18 protein-coding genes and 1 riboswitch are annotated in these 17,745 nt (G+C 66.2%); of the genes, 6 read left to right on the top strand and 12 right to left on the bottom strand.

The window, feature by feature from the left end:
• Nucleotides 1–453: 453 nt before the first annotated feature.
• Both UIB01_RS00550 and UIB01_RS00545 read left to right on the top strand, forming a co-directional pair.
• Nucleotides 454–660: a hypothetical protein gene (locus UIB01_RS00550; protein ID WP_038665270.1), complete on the top strand. Its 207-nt coding sequence runs from the start codon at nucleotides 454–456 to the stop codon at nucleotides 658–660.
• A 78-nt stretch (nucleotides 661–738) separates the two neighbouring features.
• A complete protein-coding gene (locus UIB01_RS00545) occupies nucleotides 739–1,656 on the top strand; it encodes a LysR family transcriptional regulator (protein ID WP_038655874.1) in 918 nt (305 codons plus the stop codon).
• Nucleotides 1,657–1,958: 302 nt separating this feature from the next.
• Here UIB01_RS00545 and UIB01_RS00540 read toward each other — a convergent pair whose 3' ends face one another.
• The 12 genes from UIB01_RS00540 to UIB01_RS00485 all read right to left on the bottom strand — a co-directional run bounded on the left by UIB01_RS00540 (nucleotide 1,959) and on the right by UIB01_RS00485 (nucleotide 13,978).
• Complete coding sequence (locus UIB01_RS00540) at nucleotides 1,959–3,218, bottom strand: D-amino acid dehydrogenase (RefSeq protein ID WP_038655872.1); 1,260 nt, start codon at nucleotides 3,216–3,218, stop codon at nucleotides 1,959–1,961.
• A 160-nt stretch (nucleotides 3,219–3,378) separates the two neighbouring features.
• Nucleotides 3,379–3,466: riboswitch (glycine riboswitch) on the bottom strand.
• Between the two features lie 160 nt (nucleotides 3,467–3,626).
• A complete protein-coding gene (locus UIB01_RS00535; protein WP_038655870.1) occupies nucleotides 3,627–5,549 on the bottom strand; it encodes a HAMP domain-containing methyl-accepting chemotaxis protein in 1,923 nt (640 codons plus the stop codon).
• Nucleotides 5,550–5,627: 78 nt separating this feature from the next.
• Nucleotides 5,628–6,392, bottom strand: a complete 765-nt coding sequence (gene madM, locus UIB01_RS00530; RefSeq protein WP_038655868.1) for a malonate transporter subunit MadM — start codon at nucleotides 6,390–6,392, stop codon at nucleotides 5,628–5,630.
• Nucleotides 6,393–6,397: 5 nt separating this feature from the next.
• A complete protein-coding gene (gene madL / locus UIB01_RS00525; protein ID WP_038655866.1) occupies nucleotides 6,398–6,820 on the bottom strand; it encodes a malonate transporter subunit MadL in 423 nt (140 codons plus the stop codon).
• A 124-nt stretch (nucleotides 6,821–6,944) separates the two neighbouring features.
• A complete protein-coding gene (gene mdcH, locus UIB01_RS00520) occupies nucleotides 6,945–7,871 on the bottom strand; it encodes a malonate decarboxylase subunit epsilon (protein WP_038655864.1) in 927 nt (308 codons plus the stop codon).
• A complete protein-coding gene (locus tag UIB01_RS00515) occupies nucleotides 7,868–8,485 on the bottom strand; it encodes a malonate decarboxylase holo-ACP synthase (protein ID WP_038655863.1) in 618 nt (205 codons plus the stop codon). Before UIB01_RS00515 ends, mdcH begins: the two co-directional genes overlap by 4 nt.
• A gap of 72 nt (nucleotides 8,486–8,557) precedes the next feature.
• The gene (mdcE, locus tag UIB01_RS00510; RefSeq protein WP_038655861.1) at nucleotides 8,558–9,343 is read right to left on the bottom strand and encodes a biotin-independent malonate decarboxylase subunit gamma; all 786 of its coding nucleotides are present in this window, start codon (nucleotides 9,341–9,343) and stop codon (nucleotides 8,558–8,560) included.
• Nucleotides 9,340–10,206, bottom strand: coding sequence for a biotin-independent malonate decarboxylase subunit beta (locus UIB01_RS00505; RefSeq protein ID WP_038655859.1), 867 nt, complete (start codon nucleotides 10,204–10,206; stop codon nucleotides 9,340–9,342). The genes mdcE and UIB01_RS00505 overlap by 4 nt, the downstream gene beginning before the upstream one ends.
• A complete protein-coding gene (locus UIB01_RS00500) occupies nucleotides 10,199–10,498 on the bottom strand; it encodes a malonate decarboxylase subunit delta (RefSeq protein ID WP_003281886.1) in 300 nt (99 codons plus the stop codon). Before UIB01_RS00500 ends, UIB01_RS00505 begins: the two co-directional genes overlap by 8 nt.
• Before the next feature lie 2 nt (nucleotides 10,499–10,500).
• Nucleotides 10,501–11,373 (bottom strand): triphosphoribosyl-dephospho-CoA synthase, encoded by an 873-nt coding sequence (locus tag UIB01_RS00495; protein WP_038655857.1) that lies wholly within the window; start codon nucleotides 11,371–11,373, stop codon nucleotides 10,501–10,503.
• A complete protein-coding gene (mdcA, locus tag UIB01_RS00490) occupies nucleotides 11,373–13,040 on the bottom strand; it encodes a malonate decarboxylase subunit alpha (RefSeq protein WP_038655855.1) in 1,668 nt (555 codons plus the stop codon). The genes UIB01_RS00495 and mdcA overlap by 1 nt, the downstream gene beginning before the upstream one ends.
• 173 nt (nucleotides 13,041–13,213) lie before the next feature.
• Entirely contained in the window at nucleotides 13,214–13,978 is a 765-nt protein-coding gene (locus UIB01_RS00485) for an SDR family oxidoreductase (RefSeq protein WP_038655853.1), read from the bottom strand.
• 279 nt (nucleotides 13,979–14,257) lie between these two features.
• Here UIB01_RS00485 and phnC point away from each other — a divergent pair, with 279 nt between their 5' ends.
• The 4 genes from phnC (at nucleotide 14,258) to phnF (ending at nucleotide 17,742) form a co-directional block, all read left to right on the top strand.
• Nucleotides 14,258–15,088 carry a phosphonate ABC transporter ATP-binding protein gene (gene phnC / locus UIB01_RS00480; RefSeq protein ID WP_038655851.1) on the top strand — a complete coding sequence of 277 codons (831 nt, stop codon included), beginning with the start codon at nucleotides 14,258–14,260 and terminating at the stop codon, nucleotides 15,086–15,088.
• A 49-nt stretch (nucleotides 15,089–15,137) separates the two neighbouring features.
• A complete protein-coding gene (gene phnD, locus UIB01_RS00475; RefSeq protein ID WP_038655849.1) occupies nucleotides 15,138–16,142 on the top strand; it encodes a phosphonate ABC transporter substrate-binding protein in 1,005 nt (334 codons plus the stop codon).
• Between the two features lie 63 nt (nucleotides 16,143–16,205).
• Nucleotides 16,206–17,000: a phosphonate ABC transporter, permease protein PhnE gene (phnE, locus tag UIB01_RS00470; protein ID WP_003303859.1), complete on the top strand. Its 795-nt coding sequence runs from the start codon at nucleotides 16,206–16,208 to the stop codon at nucleotides 16,998–17,000.
• A 34-nt stretch (nucleotides 17,001–17,034) separates the two neighbouring features.
• Nucleotides 17,035–17,742, top strand: a complete 708-nt coding sequence (gene phnF, locus UIB01_RS00465; protein ID WP_038655845.1) for a phosphonate metabolism transcriptional regulator PhnF — start codon at nucleotides 17,035–17,037, stop codon at nucleotides 17,740–17,742.
• Nucleotides 17,743–17,745: the final 3 nt, after the last annotated feature.

Raw genomic sequence — 17,745 nt, 5'->3', positions numbered from 1 at the left:
GAATGGGAGTCGTATAGTCCCTTTGATAGTTTTTGCCGAATGCATAGATATAGTTTTCAATATACCCTCGGCTTAAAACGACCAGCTATTGGTAACGGCCTAGCCGTATGGCTTTACTTCACTTGCATCAGCCTTATAGTTTATTGGATCAGCATGTTTATTGGTTTTGTTGGCCATCAATTTGGAATAAGCATCTTGAATTGAATTGCTATGAGCAGATACGTCAGCGACTCTTCTATAATCCGCAGATTAACTTCTTCTGGCGCAATAGCTGAAAACCGAATGCGCGATTAGCGTGAGAAGCTGAATTCGAAGGCTACCCATCCAAGCAGGCACAACCGTTCGGCAGCCAAACGGTGGCGGCCGATGAACGGGCAGGGATTAAGTCGCGCGAAGTGACAAAATGACATCACAGCTGCGGGTGCAGCCCTTCTGATGATCAGAGTCACTTTCATGTCCGCCAATCGCCGCTATTCCATCATCCTCGACCACACCGGCCAGGTCCTGCTCGAGCAGGCCTCACTTGAGCAGGTCGAGGCGTTCTGGGACGCCAATGATGCTCTTTACTTCGGCCTGCGCATCGAAGACGCGCAGAGCGATCACGCTCGCGTGTTCGTCACCGACGTGATTCCGGAAGACGAGGAAGCGATTTTCTCCTGAGTCGGCAAAACCGCGCCTTTCCCGCCCGGCCCGCTGTGAGTTCGGCATAATCGTCGCCCCGCCCGCGGAGCCAACGCCATGCAGATCGACGAAGAACTGACCCTGAAGAAGCTGGAAGTGTTTCTGGCCTTCATGCGCAGCGGCAATCTGGGCAAGGCGGCGGTCGAGCTGAACACCAGCAATGTCAGCGTGCATCGCGCCATCCATTCGCTGGAAAGCGCGCTGCGCTGCCCGCTGTTCAAGCATGAGGGGCGCAATCTGATTCCGCTGGAAAGCGCCTACGTGCTGGAAGAGCGCGCCCAGCAGCTGATCAAGGACGTGCTCGAGACGGTGCGCCAGACCCGCGAAGCCGCCGGCTTCTCGGCCGAGCGCTTCAAGCTCGGGGCGCTGTATTCGCTGACGGTGAAGACCGTGCCGCAGCTGATCATGGGTCTGAAACTGCGCCGCAGCGAACTCAACATAGACCTGATCCTCGGCTCCAACGTCGACCTGCTCTACAAGCTGAAGAACATGGAGCTGGACGCCATTCTTGTGTCGCTCAACGAAAGCGTGGCCGACCCGGACTGCGCCCAGGTGCAGCTGTTTTCCGACGACATTTTCCTCGCCGCGCCGGCCGACTCGCCGTTCGCCAACCAGGCCGAGGTGGACCTCAGCGACCTGCGCGACGCCACCTTCATCACCCTGTCCCAGGGCTTCGCCACCCACCAGGACGGCAACCGGGTGTTCCAGCTGGCGGGCTTCGAGCCGAAAGTGGCGATGCAGGTGAACGACATCTTCACCCTGCTCAGCATGGTCAATTCAGGAGTTGGCTATGCGCTGCTGCCGGGGCGCGTGGGCATGGTCTACGAATCGCGGGTGCGGCTGATCCCGCTGCAGGCGCGTTATCACCTGCAGCAGCATATCGGCGTGGTATTCCTCAAGGCCAAGGAGCGCGACCCCAACCTGCTGGCGCTGCTCGCCGAATGCCGGATGTACAGTCTGAAACATCCGAGCTGAAGCGTCGGCATATGGCCAGCCGGATCGGCATGATCGGCGCCGCAGTGGTGGAAGAGGCTTCGCCGTCTTCCACCCTACGACGGCTGTGTTGGGCGAGGTAGGGTGGATAACGCGAAGCTTATCCACGCGGCCTTTCGCAACGCCGCAGGAATACGATGACGCCAATGCCGACATGGCCAATCAACGCGGGGCCGGAACGCACAAGGCTGCACCCGACGTGAAGCCAGCCACACCGTGGGTGCAGAGCCGGCGCCGCAGCGGTGGAAGAGGCTTCGCCGTCTCCCACCCTACGGCCGACTGCGTTAAGCGACGGCTGTCTGCTCGGACGCTACCGGAGCCGGGCGGCCCAGGCTTTGCGCCACCACGTCACCGATCATGTCCGCAGTGATCGCGCTCAGCGTCCAGCCCAGGTGCCCGTGGCCGGTGTTGTAGAACACGCAAGGCGAGCTGCCGCGGCCGACCTTGGGCATCATGTTCGGCATCATCGGCCGCAGGCCGGCCCAAGGCACCACGCTGCGGGTGTTAACGCCGGGGAAGCACTGATTGACCCAGTCCACCAGCGGACGGATGCGATCGGCACGAATGTCGCGGTTGTAGCCGTTGAACTCGGCGGTGCCGGCGACGCGGAAACGATCATCGCCGAGACGGCTGCTGACCAGCTTGGTCTCGTCGTCTAGCAGGCTGACGATGGGTGCCGAGGCGCGGCTGATCTCGTCGCTCAGGTTGACGGTGATCGAGTAGCCCTTGACCGGATAGATGTTCACCCGGTCGCCGAGCTGCGCGGCCAGTGCACGGCTGGCGGTGCCGGCGCAGATCACCAGGCCATCGAACTCCAGGCGCTCGCCACCGGCCACGCCACCCAGCGTCACGGTCGCGCGCTTGCCGTCAGTGGCCACCGCCTGCACGTCCTCACCATAGCGGCAACGCACACCGAGCCGCTCGATCGCCATGGCCAGGCCATGGGTGAACTTGTGGATGTCGCCGGTGGAATCGCACTCGGTGAAGTAGCCGCCGTAGTAGGTACCGGCCAGGGTCGGTTCGATCGCGCGCATCTCCTCCGGCGTCACGCTGCGCCGCGGCAGGCCGCCTTCGGCAAGCAGGCGTGAGACCAGCCCGGCATGCTCGAAACCGGCCTTGTCGCGGTAGATGTGCAGGATGCCCTTCTTCTTCAGGTCGAAGTCGATGCCTTCGGCCTCGGCCCAGGCGAACAGGTGCTCGCGCGCGGCGATGGCCAGGCGTGCGGTTTCGATGGTGTTCTGCCGATAGTTGGGAATCGAGCCGATGAACTCGGCGAACCAGGAGAGCTTGTGCCAGCTGGGCTTGGGATTGACCAGCAGCGGCGCATCGCTCTTGAGCATCCACTTGAGGCCCTTGACGATGGTCGACCAGTGGTTCCAGACCTCGGCATTGGACGCGGACAGCTGGCCGCCGTTGGCGAACGAGGTTTCCATCGCCGCGTAGCGGTGCTTTTCCAGCAGGGTGACGGAGAAGCCGCGCTTGGCCAGGGCATAGGCGGTGGTGACGCCGGTGATACCGCCACCGATGACTGCGATTGTTTTCATTGTTGTCGCTCCAGAACGTCAAGGGGGTCATAGCCCGTGCGCCCAACGCGCGGCGGGCGCCCCCTCTGTTCTGGACCTGAGAGATTCACGAGCGCGTGACGGCTCGCTTGCTCCTTCGGTGCGCCCGGCGACGAAAACCAGGCGGCTCTTCAGAGTTTCAGCAGTGATAGCGGTCCTTTTGCCTGAGAGTTTCCGGGGCGGTTGCTCCTTCGGCGCTGCCATGCGGCAGTCTCTCCCGCAATCACATCGATCCACGTCGACCGCCAGCTGTGGCAAATCGTCACGCAATCGCAGGAGACACCCTGCCAGAAAAACCCACCGCTGTAACCCCCGACGTTGGGCCGGGTGGCCAAGAGGCCGGGTGGCAGCAACATCAGCTCACGCGCCGAATCCGCTGGCGGAATCGCTTCAGACCTGGAAACGCGCGGTCAGCTCCTGCAGCTCGCTGCCCAGCCGGGCCAGCTCCACGGTCGATGCTGCGGTCTGCTGCGCGGCGGCGGCTGACTGGTCAGCCACATCGCGCACACTGAGCACGCTGCGGTTGATGTCCTCGGCCACCGAGCTCTGCTCCTCCGATGCCGTGGCGATCTGCAGGTTCATCGCCTGGATGGTGGAGATGGTGCGGGTGATGGCCTGCAGCTCCTCGCCGACATCACGCGCCAGGCTGACCGTCTCGCCGGCAAGCCCGCGGCTGCTGTCCATCAGCGAAGACGCATGCAACGCGCCCTTCTGCAGATTGCCGATCAGCTCCTCGATCTGCGCCGTGGACTGCTGGGTACGCTGCGCCAGGCCGCGTACCTCGTCGGCGACCACGGCAAAACCGCGGCCGGCATCACCGGCGCGGGCCGCTTCGATGGCGGCGTTGAGAGCGAGCAGGTTGGTCTGTTCGGCAATGCCGTTGATCACCGTAAGCACGGTGCTGATCCCTGCGGTTTCCTGGTTCAGCTGCGCCATGGCTTCGGCGGACAAGCCGACCTGGGACGACAGCCGGTCGATCTGCGCCAGCGCGCGCTGCACCACGATGTCACCCTGGGCCGCCTGGCGGTCGGCATGCTGGGCGGCGCTGGAAGCTTCGTCGGCATTGCGCGCCACCTCCTGCACGGTCGCGGCCATCTCGTGCATGGCGGTGGCGACCTGATCGGTTTCCAGGCGCTGGCTCTGGATGCCCGCGCTGGTCTGTTCGGTCACGGCCGAAAGCTCCTCCGCGGCACTGGCCAGCTGGCCGGTGATGGCGCTGATGCGGCCGATCAGATCACGCAGGCTGCCGCGGGTACGGTCCAGCGCATCGAGCAGCTGACCGAACTCGTCGCTGCGCCGCTGCCGCGGCTGCTCCGTCATATCGCCTGCGCCGATGCGCTCGGCGATGCGCACGGCCTGGGCCAGCGGCTGCGTGAGCTGACGCACGATCAGCCAGCTGATGACCAGCCCCAGGGCGATCGCCAGCAGGGTAATGCCCAACAGCAAGGCCTTTTTCTCGCCGGCTTCGGCGCTGCGCTTGTCGGTCTGCGCCTGCACGATTTCGCTGGTGTTGCGGTAAATGCTGTCGAAGATGCCCTGCATCTCCTGACGCGCCTGCACCTGCGCGGCGACGATGGGCGGCAGTTGGCCGAACTGGCGGACGTAGGTCGCCACCGAGTCACGCAGAGGCTGCAGATCGACGCCGGGCGTGCCGGCCAGTTGCGCATCCAGCCGGTCAACGGCCGCCTGCAGCGTGCTGAACTGCTGCTGCAATTGCTGCAGCGACTGCTCGGTCTCGGTCATCAGGTAGCCGCGCACCATGAAGCGCACCATGCGGTTGTGCTTGGATACCTCGCCGGCCTGCAGGCCGATGGCTGCGCTACGCGGATCCTCATGCATGACCGGTGCGTCCGGCGTGCCGGCCCAGCGCGCCTCCAGCTCGGCGATCAGTGCATCGGACGTGTTGCCGGCCTCGACCCAGCTGCTGCGGGTCTTCACCTTGCGCTCCCAGAGCGCCGCCAGATCGAGGAAACGCTGGCGGTAATGCTGCACGTCGGTGGTGATCGCCTGCAGGCGCTGCAGGTCCTGCGGATCGCTGAACTCGGCCTTCTGCTGCTGCACCAGTTCGACGATGCGGGCGACCGATTGCTCGACCGCCTCGACATGCAGCGGATCGCCGCGGGTCTCGAAACTGACCTGCGCATAGCGGATGCGGTTAGCCTCATCGAGCAGGCGAGCCGCGCTCTGTGCCTTGTCGCTACGGGAGACCAGCGCGTCCATGCCGTAGATGCCGATCAGGGCAACGCTCAGGGTTAGCGCCAGTACGGCAGCAAAGCCAAGAATCAGCTTATGACTGACCTTAAGAGTGCTCATCTTTCTACCTTCCTTGTTGAACGCAAGCGCGCTCCGAAGAGCGCGTTGCGAATGACGACGGGGGTGAGTAGCAGCGCGCTAGCCAAGCAGCCCGCGCATGACGAAGAACAGCAGCGACGGGCCAAGCAGGCAGCCCAGTGCGGTATAGAACGCGGCCGTCAGACAGCCGTAGGGCACCAGCTTCGGATCGGTGGCCGCCAGGCCACCGGCGACGCCGCTGGAGGTGCCGATCAGGCCGCCGAAAATAACCGCCGAACGCGGGTTGTTCAGGCCGATGTAGGGCGCGACAAAGGGCGTCGCGACCATCACCACGATCGCCTTGACCAGGCCGGCGGCGATGGACAGCGCCATAACCTCGGAGCTGGCGCCAATCGCTGCGCCGGTGACCGGGCCAACGATGTAGGTCACCGCGCCCGTACCGATGGTGGTCAGGCTGACCGCATCGGTGTAGCCGAACGCGAAGGCAACTGCCACGCCAGCGACAAAGGAGGCGAGCACACCGATGAACAGCGCCAGCACGCCGACCATGCCAGCCCGCTTGAGCTCGTCGACGCTGACGCCAAAACCGGTGGCAACGATGGCGAAGTCACGCAGCATGGCCCCGCCGAGCAGGCCGATGCCGGAGAACAGCGCGATATCCACCAGGCCCTTCTGCCCGCCGGTAACGACGCCGCCGATGTACGACAGCAAGAGACCGATGAGGATGGCCACTGCAGAGCCATGCAGTCGGCCCTTGGTGAGCTTGTCGGAGAGCCAGTAGGACAGCCACATGGTGGCGCCGATGATGGCGAAGCCGCTGATCAGACCGTAGCCGCTGATCACTTTCATGAGCGATTCGTACATGGCCGTTACCCCCGTGCGCTGCTGGTGAGCGGCTTGGCTGGATCAGCCGGCAGTGTCGGGTCGGCCTCAAGCTTTTTTCGGCCGATCCGATCAAGCACCGGGACCAGCATGAAGGCCAGCGCGACCGCCGCGACGCCGGCAAGAATGGCCATCGGCCCGCCGCTGAGAGCACCGTAAACGTTCTGCTGCGCGGCCATGGCGACCACGATAGGGATATAGACGGCGCTCCAGAACTTGATGCCCTGCTCCGATTCCGGATTGAACAGGCCGCGTTTCTTCAGATAGCTGCCGATGAGGATCAGCAGCACCATGGCGATACCAACGCCGCCGACGTTGGCCGGCACGCCGATCGCCTTGCCGAGCAACTCGCCGACGAAGATGCCGGTGAGGGTACACAAGGCCAGGAAGGCCACACCAAAGATGATCATTGTTCTTGTCCTTTTTGGTTGCGCTGCAGCCTGCAGAGGGCTGGGCGCGTGTTGTCGAGGTAGTTGTTTTTATCCATCGATCAGTCGGCGAGTTAAGGCTGCTCGCGCTGAATCTGCACGCGGTCTATTGGCTCTGGCTGCCCTCCTGACGCAGCAAGGCGTCCAGTGTGTCGAGCCGGGCGCCGTCGAAGGCAACCAGCGTACCCTGTTCAAAAACCCGCCGCGCCAGCCCGGTCAGCACCGAGCCCGGCGGCATTTCAATGTGTAGGCGCACGCCTCGCTCGTAGGCGGTGCGCAGGGTGCCTTGCCAGTCGACGACGCGGCACATGTTGAAGGCGAGGTCGTCGCGCAGGCGCTCGGTATCGAAGATCGGGCGCGCCGATGAACCGCTGAGGTAGCGAATCCGCGGCGCGCTTAGCTGGACCTTGGCGAAAGCCTCGGCCAGCTGCTGTGCCGGCTGCTCGAGCAGCACGCAATGCGAGGGCACGCTCATCGCCAGACGCCGCGCGCAGGATGCACCGAGCGCTTTGGCCTGGGCAGCGACTGCAGTCATGGCGGCATCGCTGCCGGCGATGACGATCTGGTTGTCGGCGTTGATATTGGCCAGGTAGGCGGACTCCGCAGCTTCCGCCAGCAGCCGCTCGACCGTCGCCAGCGACAGCCCGAGGATCGCGGTCATGCCATAGCCCTCGGGATAGGCTTGCTGCATCAGCTCGCCCCGCAGCGCGACCAGACGCAGTGCATCGGCGTAATCCAGCGACTCGGCAACCACCGCCGCGGCATAGGCACCGATGGACAGCCCGGCGACGTAATCCGGTCGCTGCTCACCACGCATTAGCAGCCGCGCGCCGGCGACCCCGGCGATCAGCAGGCAGAGCTGCACGGCACGGGTCGATTGCAACGCCTCGGCCGAGTCGAGCAGCAGTACATCCTCGCCGAGCACAGCGCTGGCCTCGGCCAGGGTCGCGGCAACTTCCGGCGCTTCGGGCAGGCGCTGCAGCATGCCGGGCTTTTGCGCGCCCTGGCCGGGAAAGGCGAACAGGCTGCTCATGCCGCACGCTCCGCTTTCCAGGGATCGCCGACAAGCCGGGGGCCGTCCGCAGTCTTGACCATCACCCGCGCCGCGCCACTCGCCCATTCGCTGAGCGCCACGCCGCCCAGCGGGGTTTCCAGTTGCAAATCGACGCGGCAGGCGCGGCGTTCCAGCAGCTGCAGCAACGGGCGCGCTTCGCTGCGTGGCAGCGGATGCTCGGTTCTGAGCAGCAGATCAAGATCGCTGTCCGGATGCGCCGTCGGGAGTCCGGTGGCGAGCTGAAAGCCCGCCGAGCCGGTAACGCCCCAGACATACCCCAGCGCATCGAGCAACGGGCGGATCTCGGCCAGCACGCGGAACACTGGCAGATCCTCGCTGGCCTGACGAGCGAGCAATGCTTCCGGCGCGAGCCGACGACTGATCGCCTCGATCGGCATCAGGGCGGCCAGGCGTTGATCACGCGTCGCACCCCGCAGCCCCACCGCGACCAGACCGGCGGCCACACGCGCACGCCGCACCACCACCGGCTGGCCGGCGGCGAGCACGGCGACCGCCCAGGCCGGGGCATCGGCCGGCAGCTGCTCGCGGGGCATACCCCAGAGCAGGTCGTGGGGGCGCGGAGTGTCGTGCATCTACAGCCTCCTCGGGATTGTTGTTGTCGAGTCGCTGATCGGTTCGGCGGATACCGCCGCTTCAGGTGTTCGCTACCACTGCGCGCGCAACAGCTCGCGCACCCGCGACGAGGCCTCGCGGTTCGGCGCACCGAGGCGGCCGCGCAGGTCGGTGCTGCTGCCGATGTCCTCGACGGCCTTGGCCAGGCAATCGCGCACTCGCTGCAAGTCGGCCGCCGCGGGCTGCTCGATGTTCTCCACCGAGAGGGTTTCCCAGAGCAGGCCGAGGGTCGCGTAATTGTCGATGTCGTAGGCCATCGGTGGCACCGATTCGGCCAGGGCTTCCAGCTCCTCGACGCTGCGCAGGGTGATGCGCGCCGCCGCGGCCTTGCCCATGGCGTGCACCATCACGCCCGGATCGCGCAGGGCGATGATCCGCTGGGCCTGATAGCCATGAGCGAGAAAGGCGCCGGACATGGCCTTGCCCACCAGCAGCGCGATCACCGGATGCCCGGCCAGCCGTGCGCGGGCATAGCCGTCCACCGCACCAGCCAGCGCCTGATGAATGCCCAGCGCCTCTTCGCGACGGCCGTAGGCCTGGCTCGGCACATCGACTATGGCGACCACCACACGCTTGTCCGCCTTGTCGCGATCGGCTTCGATCACCTCGTCCAGCGCCTGACCCAGCGCCCAGCCTTCGAGCAGGCCGACCTCGCCATTGCGCGCGCGCGGGAAGGGATTCTCGGCATCCGGCACCACGGCGATATAGCGCGCGGCGCGCTCACCCAACGTGCCGTCAACCACCTTCACCGAGGCCGGATAGCCCGCCAGTGCCTGACCGCCGGCCAGGGCTTGCAACCAGTTCAGTCCACGGCTCATTGGGCATCTCCTTCGTAGAGGGCTCGCACGGCGGCGGCATCGAGCTGCGTGCGGGTGTCGACGTCAGCCAGCCGCTGGAGGAACCAGGCGTGGCGGCGACTGCGTGGCTGCAGCGGCTTGCCGAGGGCGAACAGTTCGTGCAGTTGCGCGCGGATGGCATCGGTGTCGTCGGCGACGTAAGCGTCCACCAGACCCGAGGCATAGCGTTGCTCGCCGCCGGTCAGGCTCCAGATGAACGGACGGTCACGCGAGTCGTACTCGTCGAGCCCGGCTTCCTGCTCGATCACCTGCGGGCCATTGAGGCCGACGCGGGCTTCGCGGGTGACGACCAGGTAGCTGCACAGCCCGGCAGCGATGGACATGCCACCAAAGCAGCCGACGGAACCGGCGACCACGCCGATCACCGGCTGGTAATCGCGCAGCTCGACGATGGCCGCCTGGATTTCGGCGATGGCGGCCAGGCCCAGGTTGGCTTCCTGCAGGCGCACGCCGCCGGTTTCCAGCAAGAGCACGGCGCGGGTCGGGATGCCGTTGCGGTTGTCTTCGGCAGCCAGTTCCAGCGCGCCGGCGATCTTCGCGCCGCCGACCTCGCCCATGCTGCCGCCCTGGAAGGCGCCTTCGATAGCGGCGATCACCGCCGGCTGGCCGTCGATGGTGCCCTTGGCGACCACCACGCCGTCGTCGGCCTGGGTGACGATGCCCTGCTTCGGCAGCCAGGGCGAGGTGACGCGATCGAACGGATCGAGCAGTTCGCGGAAGCTGCCTTCGTCCAGCAGTGCGCGGGCACGCTGGCGGGCACCGAGTTCGACGAAGCTGCGCGACTCGAGTAAACGGGCCACGGAGTTAGCGGACACATCAGTCATGGCCGACCTCCTCCAGTCCCTGCTCCAGGCGCAGACGCACTACGCCGGGCGTGGCCCCAAAATCGTGAATATCGATGTTCAATGCCGGTGGCGTCTGCTCGCGGAACATCCGCTCGAACAGGCTCTTCCAGCGTTGCTCGGCACCATTGACCGAGGTGACTACCTGGATCGCCAGCTTGCCGGCCTGGCCGGGTTCCAGCAGCACTTCCAGATCGCCCGAGCCGACCACGCCGACCAGGGCCTTGCCGCGGGCGGGTTGCCCCGCGGCGAATTCGAAAGACAGGGTTTCCATGTTCAGTTGCTCCCAGTCGGCGCCGGCGCATGCGGCGCCAGGCGGTCGAGGAAAAGGGTGGCGGCCAGCAGGTCGGCGGCGCCGCCCGGCGAGGCGTTGAGGGCGAGCATGTCGCGATCGAGCAGCCGCAGCTGGCGACGACCGGCGAGGCTGGCGGCACCACCGGCTTCGAGCACGGCGCGGGCACCGGCCTGCATGCGGGTCAACCCTTCAAGACCGGCGCGATGCAGCACGCAGGTGTCGGTAAGGCTGCTCATGATCGCCAGCAGCGCATCGAGCCTGGCGTTCTGCTCGCCGGCGCCGGCGCGGCGGCTGGCGTGGAGCTGCGGCACGCCGTGCTCGATGACCGCGGGAAAGCCGTGCTGCGCCTGTTCGCGGGCGCCGAGCACGCCGTAGCGACGGCAGACCCGCGCGCCGTGGCTGTCCGGGTTGTGCGGCGCGGCCGGGTCGTCCAGCCGCGCCAGGGCGGCCGCGCTGGCGGCAATCTCGCCAGCCGAAGCGCCGCTTTCCAGCATCGCCGCCGCGCTGAGCAGCCCCAGCGCCCAGATCGCGCCGCGATGGGTGTTGACCCCGGCAGTGACGCGCAACATCTCCGCTTCGCCGTCGCGGCCCAGCTGGCCAAGGGTTTCACGCAGCGCCTGGCTGACCCGACCTTCGCTCCGCGCCGCATCGGCCATGGCGGCGAACGCCGGCCACAGCGACTGCGCCGAGGCGTGCATCAGCCCCAGATGCAGGTCCTGATGGGCGCCACTGCCGCGCCGGTCGACCAGCCCCGGCTTGGGCGACAGGTCGGCCTCGTCGACCAGCGCCTGCACCGCCAGATCGGCCAGGCGTTCGGCCGCGGACGGCGCCTGTCGTGCAATGAGTGCGCTCATCACCAGCTCCTGAACTTGGCAGGCGGGTTGTAGAGGCCGCCGGACCACTCCACCAGCTCGGCGATGCTCTTGGCGGCGAGCAGCTCGCGGGTGGCGTCGTTGCGGCGGATGCCGAGGTCTTCCGGCAGCGCGATCAGCCCTTCGCGGCGCATGCGCTCGGTGTCCTTCGGGTTGTGCCGAAGGCCTATGCTGGTGACGCCGGCCACCGCGGCGATCATCGCCTGACGCTCTTCCAGCGAGCGGGCCTTGTACAGGTAGGCGATGCCTTCCTCGGTGAGCAGGTGGGTGACGTCGTCGCCGTAGATCATGATCGGCGCCAGCGGCATGCCGCTCTTCTTCGCCACCTCCACCGCGTCGAGCTGCTCGACGAAGGTGGGTTTGCCGCCTTCCTGGAAGGTCTCGACCATCTGCACCACGAGCTTCTTGCCGCGCTCGAGCATGGTCACCGGGGCCTCGCCGCCGGGCATGGCCATGTCCAGCCAGGCCGGCGTGGGGTGGCGGCGACCACGCGGGTCGTGGCCCATGTTCGGCGCACCGCCGAAACCGGCCAGGCGGCCGCGGGTGACGGTGGAGGAATGGCCGTCGCCATCGACCTGCAGCGTCGCGCCGATAAACAGGTCCACGGCGTACTGCCCGGCCAACTGGCACATCATGCGGTTGGAGCGCATGGAGCCGTCGCGGCCGGTGAAGAACACGTCCGGGCGCTGGGCGATGTAGTTCTCCATACCCAGCTCGGTGCCGAAGCAATGCACGCTTTCGACCCAGCCGGTCTCGATCGCCGGGATCAGCGTCGGGTGCGGGTTGAGCGTCCAGTTGCGGCAGATCTTGCCTTTCAGGCCCAGCGATTCGCCGTAGGTCGGCAGGATCAGCTCGATGGCCGCGGTGTTGAAACCGATGCCGTGGTTGAGCGACTGCACGTTGTGTTTTTCGTAGATGCCGCGGATCGCCATCATCGCCATCAAGACGTGTACCGGCTTGATATGGCGCGGGTCGCGGGTGAACAGCGGCTCGATATAGAACGGCTTGTCGGCCACCACGACGAAATCGACCCAGCTCGCCGGGATGTCCACGCGCGGCAGCTCGTCGACGATCTCGTTGACCTGAAAGACGACGATGCCATCGCTGAAGGCGGTCGGCTCAACCAGCGCCGGAGTGTCCTCGGTGCTCGGGCCGGTGTAGATGTTGCCGTGGCGGTCGGCCTGGAAGCCGGCCACCAGCGCGACGTTGGGGATCAGGTCCACCAACAGGCGCGAATAGAGTTCGATGTAGGTGTGGATGGCGCCGACTTCTAGCAGGCCGTCTTCCAGCAGCTGGCTGATGCGCAGGCTCTGCGGGCCGGCAAAGGAGAAGTCGAGCTTGCGGGCGATCTGCCGTTCGAACAGATCCAGGTGCTCGGCGCGACTGACGCTCGGCATGATCATGTGCAGGTCGTGCAGCTTGCCGGGGTCGGCCTTGGCCAGGGAGCGGGAGAGGAAATCCGCCTGCTTCTGGTTGTTGCCCTCGAGCACCACCCGGTCGCCGGGGGCGATCAAGAGTTCCAGGGCCTCGACGATCCGCTCGCTGGGCAGCACCACGCCATCGGCGAGGCTCTGCACCTGATCGAGACGACGGGCTTTTTCAGCGCGACGACGCGACCACTGCGGCGGTGGGGAGATTGTTGTTGTCATGGCGACTCCACAGTTTTTCCGCTTGTGGAGCGCACAGTAGGGAGGTGACCGAAGGGTCATCAATCAAGCAGCGGACGCAACCGTTACGATCAGGTTAACGATGCGTCTGAACGGCGGGTTTGCGGGAAATGCAGCAGGCGCGGCGCATTGCACGCCACGCCTTGCGAAGCAACTTACTTGTCGCGATCGATATTGAACGGCGACCAGGCCTGACGCGTCGGCATCACTTCCAGGCGGTTGATATTGATGTGATCCGGCAGCGTCGCGACGTAGAAGATCTGCTCGGCAATGTCCTCGGCAGTCAGCGGCGTGGTGCCGCGGTAGAGGCGGTCGCTGGCGTCCTGATCGCCCTTGGTGCGCACCAGGGTGAACTCGGTCTCGGCCATGCCCGGGGCGATGTCGGTGACGCGCACGCCGGTGCCGAGCAGGTCGCAGCGCAGGTTGTAGCCGAACTGCTCGACGAAGGCCTTGGTCGCGCCGTAGACGTGGCCACCCGGATACGGCCAGTGGCCGGCCACCGAGCCGATATTGACGATGCTGGCGCCCTTGCCCGTTTCGATCAGCGTCGGCAGCAGCGCGTGGGTGACGTTGACCAGGCCGGTGATGTTGGTGTCGATCATGGTGTGCCAGTCCTGCAGGTCGACCTGCTGCGCCGGCTGCGGCGCCAGCGCCAGGCCGGCGTTGTTGACCAGGCAATCGATCTGGCGGAACTCGGCCGGCAGCTGCTCGACCACCTCCTTCACCGCGCCGGCATGGCGCACGTCGAGGGTGGCGATATGCACCGGCACCTTGCCTGACAGCTCGCCCTGTAGCTCTTCCAGGCGCTCGCTGCGTCGCCCGGTGAGGACCAGCGCCCAGCCGGCCTCGGCGAAGCGACGAGCGGTGGCGCGGCCAAAGCCGGAGGTGGCGCCGGTAATGAATACGATCTTCTGTTTCATGCTCTTCCTCTTTCTGTTCAATGCCTGACGGTCACGTAGACGACGCGCCAGCACGGGACGCAATGACGGCGTCCAGCTTAGGGCGCCGGCTCGCCGAGGCAAAGCGCCGCGTGCGCTGATCGCGCGCCAAGCGGCCGCCGCTGCGCTGACCATCGAAGCTTCACCGAACGGTCATCGCAGGTTCATCGACGCTTAGTCGGACTGCAACACAGCCTGACTACCTTCTCGTCTAGACAAGTTGGCCGACCTCCCCGGCCGCGCAGACGAGAGGGCAAGACGATGAATGCGGCTATTCGAGTCGAGCGACTGAACAAGACCTTCGCCGGCAAGCAGGCGCTGTTCGACCTGGGCCTGGCGGTACAGCCCGGTGAAATGGTGGCGCTGATCGGCGCTTCCGGTTCCGGCAAGTCCACCCTGTTGCGCCATCTGGCCGGGCTGGCCTGCTGTGACCGCACCGCGGGCGGGCGCATCGAGGTGCTCGGTCGCGAGGTGCAGGCCACCGGCCAGCTGCATGGCGAGGTGCGTCGACTGCGTGCCGACATCGGCTACATTTTCCAGCAGTTCAACCTGGTCAACCGCCTCAGCGTGCTGGACAACGTGCTGCTCGGCTTTCTCGGCCGCATGCCGCGCTGGCGCGGTTCGCTGGGCATGTTCAGTGACGAACAGAAGCGTCAGGCCCTCGCCGCGCTGGAGCGCGTCGGCCTCGCCGAGCGCGCCGCGCAGCGTGCCTCCACGCTCTCCGGTGGGCAGCAGCAGCGGGTGGCGATCGCCCGTGCACTGACCCAGCAGGCCGAGGTGATCCTCGCCGACGAGCCCATCGCCTCACTCGACCCGGAGTCGGCGCGCAAGGTCATGGAAATCCTCGCCGACATCAACCGCCAGGACGGCAAGACCGTGGTGGTCACCCTGCATCAGGTCGACTACGCGCTGCGCTACTGCTCCCGCGCCGTGGCGCTCAAGGGCGGGCGCATCCATTACGACGGCCCCTCGGCGGCGCTCAGCGACCGCCTGCTCAACGACCTCTATGGCGCCGATCTGGACGCCAGCCTGCTGTTCTCCGACCGCGCCCGTAGCGCCGAGCCGCGGCAGTTGCAGCTGGTCAACGGCTGAGCCGCACGCCGACCCGACAACCAACGCCACACCCCCAGGAGTGATCTTCATGTTGAAACGCTTCAGCCGTGCCCTCGCCGCCTCCACGCTGCTCGCCGGTGCGATGTTCGGCACCGCCCAGGCCGCCGAGACCATCACCTTCGGCATCATTTCCACCGAGTCCTCGCAGAACCTGCGCAGCGTCTGGGACCCCTTCCTCGCCGACATGAGCAAGCAGACCGGCTACGAGGTGAAGGCCTTCTTCGCTCCCGACTACGCCGGGGTGATCCAGGGCATGCGCTTCGACAAGGTCGATCTGGCCTGGTACGGCAACAAGTCGGCGATGGAAGCGGTGGATCGCGCCGGTGGAGAAATCTTCGCCCAGACCGTCGCCGCCAACGGTAGCCCGGGCTACTACAGCCATCTGATCGTGCACAGGGACAGCGCCCTGAACTCGGTCGAGGACGTGCTGAAGAACGCCAAGAGCCTGACCTTCGCCAACGGCGACCCGAATTCCACCTCCGGCTACCTGGTGCCCGGCTATTACGTGTTCGCCAAGAACAAGGTCGACGCCACTCAGGCCTTCAAGCGCAGCCTCAACGGCAGCCACGAAGTGAACGCGCTGTCGGTGGCGAACAAGCAGGTCGATGTCGGCACCTTCAACAGCGAAGGCATGGAGCGCCTGCAGATCACCGCGCCGGACAAGGCCGCGCAGCTGAAGGTCGTCTGGACCTCGCCGCTGATCCCGGCCGACCCGCTGGTGTGGCGCAAGAACCTGAGCGACGAGCAGAAGAACAAGCTGCGCGAGTTCTTCCTGAGCTACGGCGCCAAGCCGGCCGAAAAGGAAATCCTCGCCGGGCTGCAGTGGGCACCGTTCCGCGCCTCCGACAACGACCAGCTGCTGCCGATCCGCCAGCTGGAACTGTTCAAGAAGCGCAGCGAAGTCGCCGCCGACAGCAAGCTTTCCGACAGCGACCGCCAAGCCAAGCTGCAAGGCATCGACCAGGAGCTGGCCAAGCTGGAGCAGCGCATGGCCGAGCGCGAGCAGAAGAGCGCCGCCGCCAAGGCCAGCTGATCCCGCCGCCGGGCGTGGCGCAGCATCGCCACGCCCGCGTCGTCCATGCCGCGAGAGAACGACATGACCACTCTGAGTACCACACCGCCGCTGGCGGGCAACGACAAGCGCAGCTGGCTGCGTCTGCTCGGCTGGGGCCTGTGCCTGGCCGTGCTGGCCTGGTCCTGGCAGGGCGCGGAGATGAATCCGCTGCTGCTGATCCGCGACAGCGCCAACATGGCGACCTTCGCCGCCGACTTCTTCCCGCCGGACTTCAGCAACTGGCAGCTGTACCTCAAGGAAATGGTCACCACGGTGCATATCGCCCTCTGGGGCACCCTGCTGGCGATCGTCTGCGCCATCCCGCTGGGCATTCTCAGCTCCGAGAACATCGTGCCCTGGTGGGTCTACCAGCCGGTGCGCCGACTGATGGACGCCTGCCGTTCGATCAACGAAATGGTCTTCGCCATGCTCTTCGTCGTTGCCGTCGGCCTCGGCCCCTTCGCCGGCGTGCTGGCGCTGTGGATCAGCACCACCGGCGTGCTCGCCAAGCTGTTCGCCGAGGCGGTGGAAGCCATCGAGCCAGGCCCGGTGGAAGGCGTGCGCGCCACCGGTGCCAGTGCGCTGCAGGAAGTCATCTTCGGGGTGATTCCGCAGGTACTGCCGCTGTGGATTTCCTACTCGCTGTATCGCTTCGAATCCAACGTGCGCTCGGCCACGGTGGTCGGCATGGTCGGCGCCGGCGGCATCGGCGTGATCCTCTGGGAAGCCATCCGCGGTTTCCAGTTCGGCCAGACCGCCGCCCTGCTGCTGATCATCATCGCCGTGGTGAGCCTGATCGACCTGCTCTCCCAGCGCCTGCGCAAGCTCTTCATCTGACGGAGTGAAGGCCCGCGCGGCCTTCTAAAAAACCATGCAGTTGTCTAGACAACCCAGCGAACCGCTCTACCTAGAACTGGCCCAGGTGCTGCGCGGCGAGCTGCGCCACTACCGCATCGGCGACTTCCTGCCTGGCGAGATGCAGCTGGCGCGGCGCTTCGCGGTCAACCGCCACACCCTGCGCCGCGCCGTCGACGAGCTGATCAACGAGGGCCGCCTGCTGCGCCGCCAGGGCAAGGGCACCCAGGTGCTGCAACGCCCGCTGGTCTACCCGCTGCAGGCCGACAGCGCCTACAGCGATGCGCTGGCCGCCCTTGGCGTGCGCACCGAGGCGCGCCTGCTCGATCGCCGCCAGCTGAGCGCCAGCGCCGAGGAAGCGCGCCACCTGCAACTGGCCGAGGGCGCTGCGCTGATCGAGCTGAGCACCCTGCGCCTGCTCGACGGCGAGCCGGTCAGCCTGATCCGCCACCGCTACTGCGCCAGCCACGCCGAGCTGCTCGCCGACTACCAGGGCGGCTCGCTGCGCCGCTACCTCGGTGAGCGCGGCCTGCCGCTAACGCGCCGTTTCAGCCTGATCGGCGCGCGCCTGGCCGATCGCGACGAGGCCGCACAGCTGCTGATGCCCCTGCGCATGCCGCTGCTGTCGGTGTTCACCCTGTCCTGCGACGCCAGCGGGCGACCGGTGGAGATCGCCCTCTCGGCCAGCCGTTCCGACCGCTTCCAGTACCAGGTCGCCACCTGATGG

The sequence above is a fragment of the Stutzerimonas decontaminans genome, assembly GCF_000661915.1.
Classification (GTDB): Bacteria; Pseudomonadota; Gammaproteobacteria; order Pseudomonadales; family Pseudomonadaceae; genus Stutzerimonas; species Stutzerimonas decontaminans.
The sequence above is the reverse complement of the archived record's forward strand: the minus strand, read 5'-3'. Positions and strand labels throughout refer to the sequence as shown.